General features: G+C 68.0%; 11 protein-coding genes and 1 pseudogene. 6 read left to right on the forward strand and 6 right to left on the reverse strand.

Annotation, left to right across the window (positions count from 1 at the left end):
- Positions 1-282: 282 nt before the first annotated feature.
- The 3 genes from LX88_RS14025 to LX88_RS14035 all read right to left on the reverse strand — a co-directional run bounded on the left by LX88_RS14025 (position 283) and on the right by LX88_RS14035 (position 2,519).
- Positions 283-918, reverse strand: a complete 636-nt coding sequence (locus LX88_RS14025; protein ID WP_308203441.1) for a DUF2637 domain-containing protein — start codon at positions 916-918, stop codon at positions 283-285.
- 210 nt (positions 919-1,128) lie between these two features.
- Positions 1,129-1,704, reverse strand: coding sequence for a helix-turn-helix domain-containing protein (locus LX88_RS14030; RefSeq protein WP_258948183.1), 576 nt, complete (start codon positions 1,702-1,704; stop codon positions 1,129-1,131).
- 137 nt (positions 1,705-1,841) lie between these two features.
- Positions 1,842-2,519 carry an MBL fold metallo-hydrolase gene (locus LX88_RS14035; RefSeq protein WP_258948184.1) on the reverse strand — a complete coding sequence of 226 codons (678 nt, stop codon included), beginning with the start codon at positions 2,517-2,519 and terminating at the stop codon, positions 1,842-1,844.
- A gap of 138 nt (positions 2,520-2,657) precedes the next feature.
- Between LX88_RS14035 and LX88_RS14040 the strand changes: the two are divergent.
- Positions 2,658-3,617: pseudogene (locus LX88_RS14040) on the forward strand (acyltransferase family protein); the annotation flags it as partial.
- Positions 3,618-3,664: 47 nt separating this feature from the next.
- Here LX88_RS14040 and LX88_RS14045 read toward each other — a convergent pair.
- Positions 3,665-4,417, reverse strand: a complete 753-nt coding sequence (locus tag LX88_RS14045) for a maleylpyruvate isomerase family mycothiol-dependent enzyme (protein ID WP_258948185.1) — start codon at positions 4,415-4,417, stop codon at positions 3,665-3,667.
- A gap of 224 nt (positions 4,418-4,641) precedes the next feature.
- On the opposite strand from LX88_RS14045, the gene uvrA reads away from it, so the two are divergent.
- The 3 genes from uvrA to LX88_RS14060 all read left to right on the forward strand — a co-directional run bounded on the left by uvrA (position 4,642) and on the right by LX88_RS14060 (position 8,298).
- A complete protein-coding gene (gene uvrA / locus LX88_RS14050) occupies positions 4,642-7,521 on the forward strand; it encodes an excinuclease ABC subunit UvrA (RefSeq protein ID WP_090067886.1) in 2,880 nt (959 codons plus the stop codon).
- Positions 7,521-7,700 carry a hypothetical protein gene (locus LX88_RS14055; protein ID WP_258948186.1) on the forward strand — a complete coding sequence of 60 codons (180 nt, stop codon included), beginning with the start codon at positions 7,521-7,523 and terminating at the stop codon, positions 7,698-7,700. Before uvrA ends, LX88_RS14055 begins: the two co-directional genes overlap by 1 nt.
- Before the next feature lie 133 nt (positions 7,701-7,833).
- Positions 7,834-8,298, forward strand: a complete 465-nt coding sequence (locus LX88_RS14060; RefSeq protein WP_258948187.1) for an SRPBCC family protein — start codon at positions 7,834-7,836, stop codon at positions 8,296-8,298.
- A 2-nt stretch (positions 8,299-8,300) separates the two neighbouring features.
- On the opposite strand, the gene LX88_RS14065 is transcribed toward LX88_RS14060, so the two are convergent.
- Positions 8,301-8,897: a TetR/AcrR family transcriptional regulator gene (locus LX88_RS14065; RefSeq protein WP_258948188.1), complete on the reverse strand. Its 597-nt coding sequence runs from the start codon at positions 8,895-8,897 to the stop codon at positions 8,301-8,303.
- A gap of 75 nt (positions 8,898-8,972) precedes the next feature.
- Between LX88_RS14065 and LX88_RS14070 the strand changes: the two genes are divergently transcribed.
- Both LX88_RS14070 and LX88_RS14075 read left to right on the forward strand, forming a co-directional pair.
- Positions 8,973-10,130: an FAD-dependent oxidoreductase gene (locus LX88_RS14070; protein ID WP_258948189.1), complete on the forward strand. Its 1,158-nt coding sequence runs from the start codon at positions 8,973-8,975 to the stop codon at positions 10,128-10,130.
- A 71-nt stretch (positions 10,131-10,201) separates the two neighbouring features.
- Positions 10,202-11,365, forward strand: a complete 1,164-nt coding sequence (locus LX88_RS14075; protein WP_258948190.1) for a hypothetical protein — start codon at positions 10,202-10,204, stop codon at positions 11,363-11,365.
- A gap of 52 nt (positions 11,366-11,417) precedes the next feature.
- Here the strand turns inward: LX88_RS14075 and LX88_RS14080 are convergent, their stop codons facing one another.
- Complete coding sequence (locus LX88_RS14080) at positions 11,418-13,508, reverse strand: alpha-galactosidase (RefSeq protein ID WP_258948191.1); 2,091 nt, start codon at positions 13,506-13,508, stop codon at positions 11,418-11,420.
- Positions 13,509-13,511 lie beyond the last annotated feature (3 nt).

Below are 13,511 nucleotides of genomic sequence, written 5' to 3' on the forward strand. Positions count from 1 at the left end.
TAATTCTCTAATTTCCCTGGGCTCTCTCTGTTCTCTTTGTTGTGCGTCGCTCACCTTTTGTCTGGACGGATACGTTTTCTTAGGAATCCGCTGGCGCAAGCCGCAGCACTTGTGACGCGAGGCGGTGAAGTTCGTTGTCGCGGGGGCTGTCGTCCTCTATCGGGTACGCGGACTTCACGGTGACAAGCCCGCTAGCGTTGTTACTCCTCGTCCGTGCCCACCTCGGCGTCTAGGACGTGCTCGGTACGGAGACACGACCACATCGCTGCTCGACCTGGGCCATCACTGCATCCCCGCCCTGAGCGTTGCCGCGATCTTCGGCGACAAACCGCGGGAGCAGTTGGTGACTTCGCGGACCCACGCCGGGGTGACCTTCACGTCCGGACTCAGGTGTTCACGAGCCTCGTTGACGTAGTCCTGCAGCAGCTTCCGTGAGCGCTTAGGCGGAGCCTCAGTGAGGGGAGCGAGGTGTTCATGAACGGTCGGGGCAACCTCGACGACCTGCTGGTCAGCGGGTTCGTGAACGCTTGCCGTCTCGCGGATCAAAGTCAGCAGGAGTTCGTAGGAGAGGCCGAGTGCCACAGGCGGCCAGGCTGCCACGAGGCGGCCGATCAGCGTCGGCTCGGCGGCCGCGACGTTCGCGGCGAGCGACACGAGCAGCCCAAGGACGAGGCCGGTCCAAGCGAGCGCGCCGACTGGCTGGCCGGCTCGCTTGCGGGTGAGCATCACCAACGACGCCGAAACGAGCATGCCGTCGACCGAGATCGGCAGGATCCAGGCCTTCCAACCTTCACCGGCATCCAAAGCGAGCGCCCGCATGTGATCGAACGAGACGACGGCGGCCACGGCTGCGACCGCAGCGACGGCGACGACACACGTTCGCTTGATCCAGATCGCGGACTCGTTCACGACAGCCACCGGGCCTGCCGAGGTTCAGAGCAGGTGCACGGGGTGAAGTTCCAGGTGCGGCGCCGAGCGGCGTCCGGGCCCGACAGGGAGTTGGTCGCGTCTCGAAGTTTCTCAGCCGCAGCGCGGGACTCATAGCAGCGCGCTGGTGACGTCCAGCCGCGCGGATGGATCCGTGAGACCGGCTCGGAGTAGGAGAGGTGAACGCGGCTCATCGCGACATCACCGCTGGGTGGCAGCGCGGGCACAGGGATGACCGGGTTCGGTCCTCGTCGAGCCAGACGACCCGAGCCGACACCGGATCGGAGTCACGAGCGTCGCACTCGCCGCAGACTGCCGAGCGCCCGCCGGGCGCGCTCCGCGCGGGACGGTTCCTCGGACGGTTAAGGGAAGGATCGGGTGCAGTGCTTGCACCCCGTTGCGTCGTGGATTGCACCTCGTGGCCGTTGATTGCACCCCGTCCTGCTCAGCGAGGTGCGATACGTGCACCTCGTCACACATGGCGAGGTCCCAGCCCTGAGGGCGGCGGTCGGCGCGCTTGATGTGAGCGGCCAGGATGTCCGGGTCTGAAGGCTTGATCAGGCGCAACGCGTGAAGACGATCGAGAGTCGTGCGCACGGTTCGTTCGGACAAACGGGTGTAGCGGGTCAGCGTCGCGACCGACGGGAACGAATTTCGCCCGAACGGGTCGGCGTGGTTGGCGAGGCCGATGAGGACTACTGCGAGTGAGCTTGAGGTCTTGCGGTTGGTTGGGATCGGGGCGGTGTTGAGCGCCCACGCGATCGCTTCGATGCTCACGGCGTCACCGCCGTGATGAGGGTCATGCGGCACGATGTGCGCACGGTCGGACCTCCACGTCCGATCGAGGCCCCGTCGCGCTGCTGGAACAGCGAACGGGGCCGCCTACGTCGGTAGGCGGCCCCGTTCGGCCAAGATCACCAGCCTCGCTCGCGCCATTCGGCGAGCTTCGGACGCTCGACGCCTAGGGTCGAGTCGTCGCCGTGACCTGGGTAGAACCACGTGTCGTCCGGCAGTTTGCCGAAGATCCGCTCTTCCAGGTCGGCCATCAGGCTTGCGAAGTTGTCTGGACTTGTTGTCCGCCCAGGACCACCCGGAAAGAGTGAATCTCCGGTGAAGAGGTGCGGGTGGCCGTCCGGGTCGTCGTAGACGACGGCGATGGAGCCCGGTGTGTGGCCGCGCAGGTGGATGATCGAAAGCGGGACTTCTCCCACGTTGATGGTGTCGCCGTGCTCCACCAGGGTGTCCGGCGGGACGGGGAGGACGGGGGCGTCCAGTTCGTGGGCGACGGTGTTCGAGCCGTGGGCGCCGGCCAGTGCTCCGAGTGCCTGCCAGTGATCGGCGTGCTGGTGCGTGGTCACGATCGTGCGCAGCCGCGGGCGGTCCGGGAGGAAGCCCAGCAGGTCCGACAGGCGCTCGTGGTCGTTCGCCGCGTCGATGAGCAACGCTTCGTTCGTGGACCGGCAAACGAGCAGGTAGGCGTTGTTGTCCATCGGGCCGACGGAGATCTTCGTGATGGTCAGCGCGGCCAGGGTGCGGCGGGCCGCGGGACCCTCTGGATCGACGTGACCGGTGTAGTTCTCGTGTACGTCCACGGTGGCAGACGGTAGTCGTTCGAAGCGGTGCAGCGCACACCTTCAGGTTGCATACAGGTTGCACTCATAGGGTAAGTAAAGGTCAACACCTAGTCGCCGCTTACCCCGAAAGCACCAACGAACAGGTCCCCGCCTCTCGTGATTCCAGAGCAACGGCAGAAGCCCCGGACGGCCCGCAGGGTCAGCTGGGACGTCCTCCGCGTCGTCGCCATCGGGTGCGTGCTGCTCCACCACGCCACGCTCACGAGCGTCAGCAGCCACCCCGATCTCGGGCCGTTGCCGTTCACCTTCCCGATGTCGATGGGCGCCAGCACGTTGATGGTCGTCTCGGCCTTCTTCGCCTGCGTGTCGCTCCACAGCGGCAAGCCGGGACGGTTCCTGTGGAGAAGACTCGCCAGACTGCTGCCCGCGTACGTGGCGGCGGTGCTGCTCACGTTCGCGGTGCAGAGGTGGATCGCGCCGGAGGGGTGGAGTCAGCTCGACGGCAGGGACGTCGTCTACAACCTGTTGCTGATCAACCAGTGGATGCCGGACGTCGACATCGTCGACTTCGCCTACTGGACGGTGCCGGTGCAGATCGCCGCGTTCGTCGCCGGTGCCGTGCTCGTGAAGTTCCTGAGAGGCACCCGGCTCCAGGTCTTCCTGTGGGTGCTCATCGTCACGCCGTTGCTGCTCAGGCCGTTGTTGGACCACTCGCACACGCTGTTCGTGGTCTACAACGGCTTCGCGCTGCACAGGGCGCAGTTGTTCGCGGCCGGGATCGCGATCTGGCTGTGGCACAAGGACAGGGTGAAGACGCCGCACCTCGTCGCGCTCCTGACGGCCACGCTGGTCGCGCAGGCGGTGCACACGACGGAGTACGGATCAACGCTCGGCTTCGCGGTGCTGCTGCTCATGGTCTGTGCGGCGGCCGCAGGGCCGGACTGGCTGTTCTTCAGCCCGATCGCGCGGCCCGTTACGTGGCTCGCGGGCATCTCGTACGGGGTCTACCTCGTGCACCAGCAGATCGGCACCGTGGTGATGGACCGCATGCACGCCGCTGGGCTGCGGTCCTGGTGGCTCCTCGCCGGCTTCGTCACCTCGGCGCTGGTGCTCGGCTGGGCGATGACGAAGTTCGTCGAACGCCCCGCCTACAAGCTGCTCACTCAGATCCAGTCGGGCAGGTCCGGCAGCTCTCCGCGCAGGTCGGAACCGTCGGTCCTGCCGGTCAGCCACCCCAGGACGGCGCTGGCGGACCCGCTCACCGAGCTGCGGCTCGCCGGGCCGTTGAGCGCCCAGCTGCGCTGACTGCCGTCGGGCAGGGTCACCTCGATGCCGAACGGGTCGACCCTGCCCTCGAACTGCTTCACCGCGTCGTCGAGGAACTCCTCGACGAAGTCGGCGGGCAGGTCGGCGAACCCCACGCCCGCGTCCAGGTCGATCAGGTGGATCCAGATCTCGCGCAGGCGGAACAACGGCACAGTGGATGCCGGGATCGTCTGGCCCTTGGGCGCGGTGACCTCCGAACGCCAGGCGTGCGCGGGGAACTCGCGGCACGCGGCGTCGAACCGCTGGCAGGCGGAGTCCAGGTCGGCACGGATTACCTGCACAAGCCGGTGGGAACCCTCTTCGATGTCGGCGTCGCGATCCGCACGCGACGCGTAGGCCTGGTGCTCGACCCCGGTCTTCGCCCATGTGAGCAGGTTCACCAGCGCGTCGGCGTTGCGCGCGAGGTGGGTGATGACGTGTCCGCGGGTCCAGCCGGGCAGCAGGCTCTGACCGCGCATCGCGGCCTCGTCCAGCTCCTCGACGACCTCGTACAGCACGTCCGTCGCCTCGCGCACCGCGGTGATGTGCCGGTCTGGCACCCCTCGCGGTGCAGGTACGGACGTGTGCTGCGTGGACGGCGTGTAGGTCATGTGCTGCCTCTCCCCGACGTTGAGGCTCTGATCGAAGTGACCAGACTATGAGTAAAGGCAGCTCAGGGGAATGCGATAGCCGTCGGAACCGTTTCTGTCAGGGGTCAGCCCTAGCATGGTCGGCGGGTCGGTCGCAGCCTCCGAACCGATGCTAGTACTCTTCGAACGCTTGTTCGGGAGAGTGTGGCGTGAGTGACCCGCCAATCGCAGCCGAAGGGACCCCAGTGGCAGACCGTCTTGTTGTTCGCGGCGCCCGCGAGCACAACCTGCGCGGCGTGGATATCGACCTGCCGCGGGACAGCCTGATCGTCTTCACGGGGCTGTCCGGCTCCGGCAAGTCGAGCCTGGCTTTCGACACGATCTTCGCCGAGGGGCAGCGCCGCTACGTCGAGTCGCTCTCGGCCTACGCGCGCCAGTTCCTCGGGCAGATGGACAAGCCCGACGTCGACTTCATCGAGGGCCTCTCGCCCGCGGTCTCGATCGACCAGAAGTCCACGAGCCGCAACCCGCGCTCGACCGTGGGCACGATCACCGAGGTCTACGACTACCTGCGCCTGCTGTACGCCCGCGCCGGCAAGCCGCACTGCCCGCAGTGCGGCGAGGCGATCGGCAAGCAGACGCCGCAGGAGATCGTCGACCAGGTGCTCGCGATGGAGCAGGGCATCAAGTTCCAGGTGCTCGCGCCGGTCATCCGCGGCCGCAAGGGCGAGTACGTCGACCTGTTCCAGAACCTGCAGACGCAGGGCTACTCGCGCGCGAAGGTCGACGGTGTCGTCTACGCGCTCGCCGAGGTGCCCAAGCTCAAGAAGCAGGAGAAGCACCACATCGCGGTCGTCATCGACCGCCTGAGCGTCAAGTCCTCGTCCAAGCAGCGCCTCACCGACTCGGTGGAGACGGCGCTGCGGCTCGCGGACGGCCTGGTCGAGCTCGAGTTCGTCGACCTCCCGGAGACGGACCCGAAGCGGATCAGGGGCTTCTCCGAGAACCTGGCGTGCCCGAACGGCCACCCGCTCGCGATCGAGGACCTGGAGCCGCGGTCGTTCTCCTTCAACTCGCCGTACGGCGCGTGCGTGGTCTGCACGGGCATCGGCGTGCGCAAGGAGGTCGACCCGGAGCTCGTGGTCACGGACGACGAGCTGACCCTCGAAGAGGGTGCGATCGCGCCGTGGGCCGGCGGGCAGACGGCGGAGTACTTCACCCGGCTGCTGCAGTCGCTCGGCGAGACCATCGGCTACCGCATGGACACGCAGTGGCGGCACCTGCCGGCCAAGGCGCAGAAAGCGATCCTGCACGGCATCGACGAGCAGGTGCACGTCCGCTACAAGAACCGCTACGGCCGTGAGCGCTCCTACTACGCCAACTACGAAGGCGTGATCCCGTTCCTCGAACGGCGTCAGGAGCAGACCGAGTCCGACTACATGCGGGAGAAGTACGAGGGCTACATGCGCGAGGTCCCGTGCCCCGCGTGTGCCGGTACCCGGCTCAAGCCCGAGATCCTCGCCGTCACGCTGCACCACGGCAAGAAGGGCGACAGGTCCATCGCCGAGGTCTGCGCGATGAGCGTCGCGGAGTGCTCCGACTTCCTCGACGGCCTCAAGCTCGGCAAGCGCGAGTCGATGATCGCGGGCGCGGTGCTCAAGGAGATCCAGGCCCGCCTGCACTTCCTGCTCGACGTCGGCCTCGACTACCTCTCGCTCGACCGCGCGTCCGGCACCCTGTCCGGCGGCGAGGCGCAGCGCATCCGGCTCGCCACGCAGATCGGTTCCGGCCTCGTCGGCGTGCTGTACGTGCTGGACGAGCCGTCGATCGGCCTGCACCAGCGCGACAACCACCGCCTGATCGAGACGCTGACGAGGCTGCGCGACCTCGGCAACACGCTGATCGTCGTCGAGCACGACGAGGACACGATCCGCGCGTCGGACTGGGTGGTCGACATCGGCCCCGGCGCCGGTGAGCACGGCGGCAAGGTCGTGCACAGCGGCCCGTACAAGAAGCTGCTCACGAACAAGGAGTCGATGACCGGCGCGTACCTGTCGGGCCGCAAGTCGATCCCGATGCCCGCGAAGCGCCGCAAGATCGACAAGAAGCGCCAGCTCACGGTCGTCGGCGCGCGCGAGCACAACCTGCGCGGCATCGACGTGTCGTTCCCCCTCGGCACCCTCACCGCGGTGACGGGCGTGTCCGGCTCGGGCAAGTCGACGCTGGTCAACGACATCCTGGCCACGGTGCTCGCGAACAAGCTCAACGGCGCGCGCCAGGTGCCGGGCCGCCACACCCGCATCAACGGCCTGAACGAGGTCGACAAGCTGGTGCGGGTCGACCAGTCGCCGATCGGCCGCACGCCGCGGTCGAACCCGGCCACCTACACCGGTGTGTTCGACCACGTCCGCAAGCTGTTCGCGGCGACCACGGAGGCGAAGGTCCGCGGCTACCAGCCGGGCCGCTTCTCGTTCAACGTCAAGGGCGGCCGCTGCGAGGCGTGCGCGGGCGACGGCACGATCAAGATCGAGATGAACTTCCTCCCGGACGTCTACGTCCCCTGCGAGGTCTGCAAGGGCGCGCGGTACAACCGCGAGACGCTGGAAGTGCACTACAAGGGCAAGACGATCTCCGAAGTCCTCGACATGCCGATCGAGGAAGCGGCCACGTTCTTCGAGCCGATCAACGCCATCCACCGCCACCTGCGCACGCTGGTGGACGTGGGTCTCGGCTACGTGCGGCTGGGCCAGCCGGCGCCGACGCTGTCCGGTGGTGAGGCGCAGCGCGTGAAGCTCGCGTCGGAGCTGCAGAAGCGGTCGACGGGCAAAACGGTCTACATCCTCGACGAGCCCACGACGGGCCTGCACTTCGAGGACATCCGCAAGCTGCTGGGCGTGATCAACGGCCTGGTGGACAAGGGCAACAGCGTCATCGTCATCGAGCACAACCTCGACGTCATCAAGACGTCCGACTGGATCGTCGACATGGGTCCCGAAGGGGGCTCCGGCGGCGGTATGGTCGTAGCAGAGGGCACGCCCGAGCAGGTCTCGCAGGTCGAGAAGAGCTACACGGGGCAGTTCTTGCTGCAGGTGCTCGAAAATGAGGAGGTGTCGGCAGCAGGGTGATGATCCCACTCGATGCGCTGGCCCACCGCGAGCGCGCTCTTCAGGCGTCGCGCGGCGAGCCCACTGCGTACCCCTTCAGCCTCGTTGAGGTGCTCGACTCGTCGGAGCTGGCACTCCGCCGCGTCGCGGCTGTCGGTTGGTTGCGGACCCTGGAACGGCTTCCTCAGCTGGTCGACTAAGTGAACCCGGGCGGCCTAGTGAGGCGGTGGAGTCTCACTAGAGCCGTAGTACAGCCGGTGAGGAATTACCGGTCTCCTGTGAGATGTGCCCAGGAGCTGTCACTCGGACGAGCTATCCGGGATGATGGCGGCCGTGTCACTGAACCGCTATCGCTTCCGCAGCGTGTGGCACGTCGACGCGTCCCCGGCTGATGTGTACGAGGTGCTGTCCGACATCGCGAACTACCCGCTGTGGTGGCACGAGGTCCGGAGAGCCACGAAGATCGACGACGAGACCGGCGAGCTCAGGTGCCGGTCGTTCCTGCCGTTCGACCTGGTCGTGCAGGTCAAGCACAGCATTCGCAACCAGCAGGCGGGTCTGCTGCGGGCCACGCTGTCGGGTGATCTCGAAGGCTATGCGAGCTGGGAGATCATTGGCCGCGACGGCGGCACCGACCTCGTGTTCGACCAGGAGGTCGTGGTCAACAAGGCGTTGCTGCGGCGCCTGGTGCTCATCGCCAAGCCGTTCTTCCGCGGCAACCACGACATCATGATGCGTGGCGGGTTCAAGGGCCTGAAGCAGTTCCTCGAAGCGAAAGCCGCGAGCCGCGAGTCCTGATCTCAGGCGCGGCCGGACAGGTGCCGCACCAGCAACCCCAGCTGCTCCGCGTACTTCGCGGCGAACTCGGGCGTGGCCGGGTCCTCGCCGGTGATCTGCCCGGCGGTCTGCCGCAGCGTCAACGGCGCTGAGGCCGCTGCCATCAGGGCCAGCAGCAGGAACGCGGGTTCGATCCCGGCGGGGAGTTCGCCGGCGGCCTGACGGGCCCGCATCCCCTCCACCTGGCCGCGGAAGAACTCCTCGTCGGTCGGCGGGCTGTCGCCTGCCAGGTTCGCCCACGCCCACATGCGGCCGTGGTCGGTGAGCGTGGTCATGACGAACCCCGACACCACCTCGTCCAGCGCCTGCTGCCGGCCCGCGAGCTCGGCGGCGGAGGAGTGCCAGCTCGTGGCGAGCTCCTTGTAAAGGCCTTCCTTGCCGCCGAAGTAGTACGAGATCAGCTGCTTGTTCACGCCCGCCCGCGCCGCGATGTCCGTCGTGCGCGTGGCCGCGTACCCCTTCGCACCGAACTCCGCCGCGGCCGCTTCCAGCAGCAGTGCCCGCGTGCGTTCGGGGTCGCGCTTGCGTTCCGAGGCGGCGGGAGAGCGGCGTTGATCCACGGCGACACGGTAGCCGACGGGCTGTTTTCAACCAACGAGTTGACTTAATCAACCAAGCGGTTGAAACTCGGCGGCATGAGAATCGCAGTGGTAGGCGGGGGAATCGGCGGGCTGTGCCTGGCGCACGGGTTGCGCACGGCCGGCGTGGACGTGGCGGTGTACGAGCGCGACCTCTCGCGCACGGACCGCCTGCAGGGGTACCGGGTGCACATCAACCCGCACGGTGCCGCTGCCTTGAGAGAGTGCTTACCCGCAGTCAGCTGGGAGAGGTTCGAGCGGAGCGCTGGGACGGACGGCAACGGCTTCGGGTTCCTGACCGAGCATCTCAAGCCCCTGCTGGTGCTCGACCCGGACGAGGAAAGGCACTACTCGGCCAGCCGGATCACGCTCCGGCAGGTGCTGCTCGACGGGCTGGACGTGCAGTTCGGCAAGCGCTTCGAGCGCTACGAGCAGGGCGACGACATCAAGCTGTACTTCGAGGACGGCACGGCTGAGTCGTGCGACGTGCTGGTCGGCGCGGACGGCATCCGGTCGCGGGTGCGCGCGCAGTACCTGCCGCACGCGGGCACGGAGAAGATCGGCGTCACTGCGATCGCGGGCAAGCTGTTCCTCGACGACAACGACTGGGTGCCGCGGGAGCTGGTCGACAGGGCCAACACGGTCATCCCGACGTCCCGGGCCGGCATGTTCCTGGCCTCGCACGACGGGCTCGGCGTCACCGACGACGACGATCTGTTGTTCGACAACGTGCGTCCCTACCTGATGTGGGCCTACGCGGCCGCGGACCTGACCGTCCACGATGGACAGGACCTGCAACGCGAGGTGCTCGCCAGGATCGCCCGGTGGAGCCCCGAACTGACCCGGATCGTCGCGACCTCACCGCCCGAGACGATCAGCGAGTGGCGCATCCGGTCGTCCAGGCCGATCGAACGCTGGCAGCCGACGAACGTCACGTTGCTCGGCGACGCCGTCCACGCGATGACGCCGATGAGGGGCATCGGGGCGAACATCGCGCTCAGGGACGCGCAACTGCTCGCGCGGTGCATCGCCGAAGGCGGTGACGCCATCGCCAGGTACGAGAAGGAGATGTACGACTACGGCTTCGCGGCCGTGCGTGACTCGCTCAAGGCCGCCCGTCAGTTCGCCGACGGTGGGCCGGTCGCACGGACGATCTTCAGGACCGTGCTCAGGACCGCGAGCGCCGTGCCCGCGTTGAAGCGCGCGATGTTCTGAGAATCAGTTTGAACCGTTCTGGCCTTCTCTGCGTGTGATGAGCGTCGGAGGCACTAGCCAGGAGGTTCAGGATGATCCGCAGGGGTGTGGCGGTCGTCGCGCTGGGGTTGATCTCGCTGACCGCCTGCGCGGGGACGCCGGAGAGCAAGCCGGTGGCACAGCAGCAGCAAGAGGGCGCGGTGGCGTTGAAGACCGCGGAGATCGTGGACCTCGGCTCCGTCATCACCGACGACAAGGGCTTCACCCTCTACCGGTTCGACGGCGACAAGCCCGGTCAGTCCACTTGCGACGGTCAGTGTGCCGCGGCCTGGCCTCCCGCCACGGTGCCCGGCGAGGACTTCTCGGTGAACGGCGTCGACCAGGGCCTGGTCGGTTCCCTCGTCCGCAAGGACGGCAGCCGCCAGATCACCGTCGGCGGCATGCCTCAGTACCGGTTCGCCAAGGACACCAAACCCGGTGAGACCAAGGGTCAGGGCCTGCAGGGCAAGTGGTTCGCCACCGGTGCGGACGGCGCCCGCACCCAGCTCGCGGCACGAACGGGTGTCGTCGCGGGCCTCGGCGCGGTGCTGACCAACAACGCTGGCCTCACGCTCTACCGGTTCGACGGCGACACGGCCCAGCCGTCGGCGTCCACTTGCGACGGTGGCTGCGCGGAGAGCTGGCCGCCGGTGATCGTGGAGGGCGGTACGCCTCGGGTGAAGGGCGTCGACCCGAAGCTGCTCGGCACGGTCACTCGCGCGGACGGCAAGAAGCAGCTGACCGTCGCGAACTGGCCGCAGTACACGTTCAAGAACGACGGCAAGCCCGGTGAGGCCAAGGGTGTCACGGTGCCGAAGTGGTTCGCCACCGCCACCGATGGCAAGAAAGCCCAGCAGAACAAGGCGATCGCGCTGACCAGCGCGACCGTCGGGGACCTCGGCGTCGTCGCCACCGACTCCGACGGCATGACGCTCTACCGGTTCGACGACGACACCGCGGAACCGCCGGTGAGCAACTGCTCCGGCGACTGCGCGGTGCAGTGGCCGCCCGCCTTCGTCAGCGAGGGCTTCCAGGTGCAGGGCGTGGACGCCTCGCTCGTGGGGACGATCGAGCGGGACGGGAAGAAACAGCTCACCATCGCGGGGTGGCCGCAGTACCTGTTCGCAGGGGACGAGGTCTGCGGTGATGCCAACGGGCAGGGCGTTGGCGGGAAGTGGTGGGCCACCAAGGCCGACGGAAGTCGCGCCGGCCGGTAAGAGGGGAGAGGAAGGCCCCGGCGGGAAGCGGCACTCCGCCGGGGCCTTCTGCCTACTTGAGGCGCAACAGCAGTGCCTGCTCCGGTTCGAGCACCGGCAGCTGGACGCCGACCTCCGACAGCACGGAACCGGGCAGCTCCACGGACTTCCAGTCCGCGGGAAGCCTCTGGGTCAGCCTGGGTCGCCCGGCAGGAGCGTCGAACGACAGCCGGTACGTCCGCGCGGGGTCGAGTCCAGGCAACCGCACCCGGCGCGGCTTGTTCTGCACCGAGGTCGCGAGCTGCACGTACCCGAACAGGGCCTCGGACCGGTCGGGGGCGACGATGCCGTGCACCCAGGCGGCGGGGTCCGGGTGGTCGGAGTGCACGGTGACACCGGTGTGCACCAACGACCGCACGTCCTTGTAGTACTCGATCGCGGCCTGCAGCCCGGCCCGTTCCTCGTCCGTGGCCGAGTTGATGTCCCACTCGATCCCGAAGTGCCCGAACATCGCCGTGGCCACCCGGAACGACAGGTCGTGCACGCGCCCGGTCGTGTGCGATTTCGTGGGGCCGACGTGCGCGCCCATCAGCTCCGGCGGCAGGAACACACCGGTCCACCGCTGGATCAGCTGGCGTTCCAGGGCGTCGTTGCAGTCCGACGTCCACACCCGGTCGGTGCGCGAGAGCACGCCGAGGTCGATCCGCCCGCCACCGGACGAGCAGCTCTCGATCTCCACGTGCGGGTGCCGCAGCCGCAGCTCGTCCAGCAACCGGTAGAACGCGGCCGTCTGGTCGTGCACGCGCGAACCGATCAGGTCGCGGTTGTGGTCCCACTTCACGAACGCGATGTCGTTGTCCGACAACACCGAGGAGACGCGGTCGAGGATGTACGCGTACGCCTCCGGGTGCGCGATGTTCAGCACCTGCTGGTTGCGCGACGGCGGCGGCAGCACGCCGGGACGCGGGCCGAGCACCCAGTCCGGGTGGGCGCGGTGGAGGTCGGAGTCGGTGTTGACCATCTCGGGCTCGAACCACAGCCCGAACTCCATGCCGAGCGCGCGGACGTGCTTGATCAACGGCGTCAGCCCGTCGGGCCACACCGTCTCGTCGACGTACCAGTCACCGAGTCCGGCGGAGTCGTCGCGGCGGTGCCGGAACCAGCCGTCGTCCAGCACGAACCGCTCGACGCCCATCGCCGCGGCCGTGTCGGCCAGCGAGGTCAGCCGCGCGAGGTCGTGGTCGAAGTAGACGGCCTCCCACGTGTTGAGCACGACCGGGCGGGGACGCAGCGAACGCTCCCGCAGCTGCTGGTGGAACGCGGCGCTGATGCCGTCGATGCCCGTGGACGAATAGGCGGCGTAGAGCCACGGCGACTCGTACTCCTCGCCCGGCGCCAGCGTGATCTCGCCCGGCAGCAGCAGTTCGCCGCCGCCCAGGACGGGCAAGCCGTCGACCAGGTTCTCCGCGTACGTCACGTGGTTGCCGCTCCACGCCACGTGCAGCGCCCACACCTCGCCGTCGCGGAACGAGAACCCCGGCGTGCCGGCCAGCAACCCGATGGTCGCGTCGTGCCCGGTGCGGCCGCGGCGGTTCTCCCGCACCCAGGAGCCGTAGCTGAACGCCTGCCGCTGCGGTGCGCGCTCACGAGCCCAGCGCCCGGTGAAGTCGAGCAGTTCGGTGGCGTGCGAGGAGACGGGGAGCGCGGTTTCCAGGCCCTCCAGCGAATACGGCGTCTCACCGTCGTTGCGGACGACGTGGCGCAGCCGGAGCATGCCGGACGGCAGCAGCTCGACGGTGCCGGTCACGGTCAGCTCCGCGGCCTCGTCGGAGGCGACGTAGCGGAAGATCGAGCCGTCCTCGCCGGAGAACGACGTCACCGCCAGCGCGGGCGCGAAGTGCTCGCCGCCGCGGTGGCCGCGCAGGCCGGGACGGCCGACGTACCCGGCACCGGCGTCGGGCAGCAGCGCGAGCGGGACCGGCTCGTCCGGCGCGTTGTTCGGGTTGGTCCACGAAACGGCGCCGACCAGGCCCAGCAGTGCGGCCTGGTCGACGTCTCCGAGCGTTCGCCCCCAGTGCGTCACGACCGGCAGGCTCGCGCCCGCGAGGGTGATGACGACGCTGGAGGTGTCGTCGTGCAGGTGCACGACCTCCGTGTTGCTCATGCG

The organism is Lentzea californiensis, from assembly GCF_024648825.1.
Classification (GTDB): Bacteria; Actinomycetota; Actinomycetes; order Mycobacteriales; family Pseudonocardiaceae; genus Lentzea; species Lentzea californiensis.

What these genes read in the sequence shown, in the direction of transcription:
- LX88_RS14045 (WP_258948185.1), bottom strand. Translation starts at nt 4,417, where the DNA reads ATGACCTACACGCCGTCCACGCAGCACACGTCCGTACCTGCACCGCGA.
- LX88_RS14055 (WP_258948186.1), top strand. Translation starts at nt 7,521, where the DNA reads ATGATCCCACTCGATGCGCTGGCCCACCGCGAGCGCGCTCTTCAGGCG.
- LX88_RS14070 (WP_258948189.1), top strand. Translation starts at nt 8,973, where the DNA reads ATGAGAATCGCAGTGGTAGGCGGGGGAATCGGCGGGCTGTGCCTGGCG.
- LX88_RS14075 (WP_258948190.1), top strand. Translation starts at nt 10,202, where the DNA reads ATGATCCGCAGGGGTGTGGCGGTCGTCGCGCTGGGGTTGATCTCGCTG.
- LX88_RS14080 (WP_258948191.1), bottom strand. Translation starts at nt 13,508, where the DNA reads ATGAGCAACACGGAGGTCGTGCACCTGCACGACGACACCTCCAGCGTC.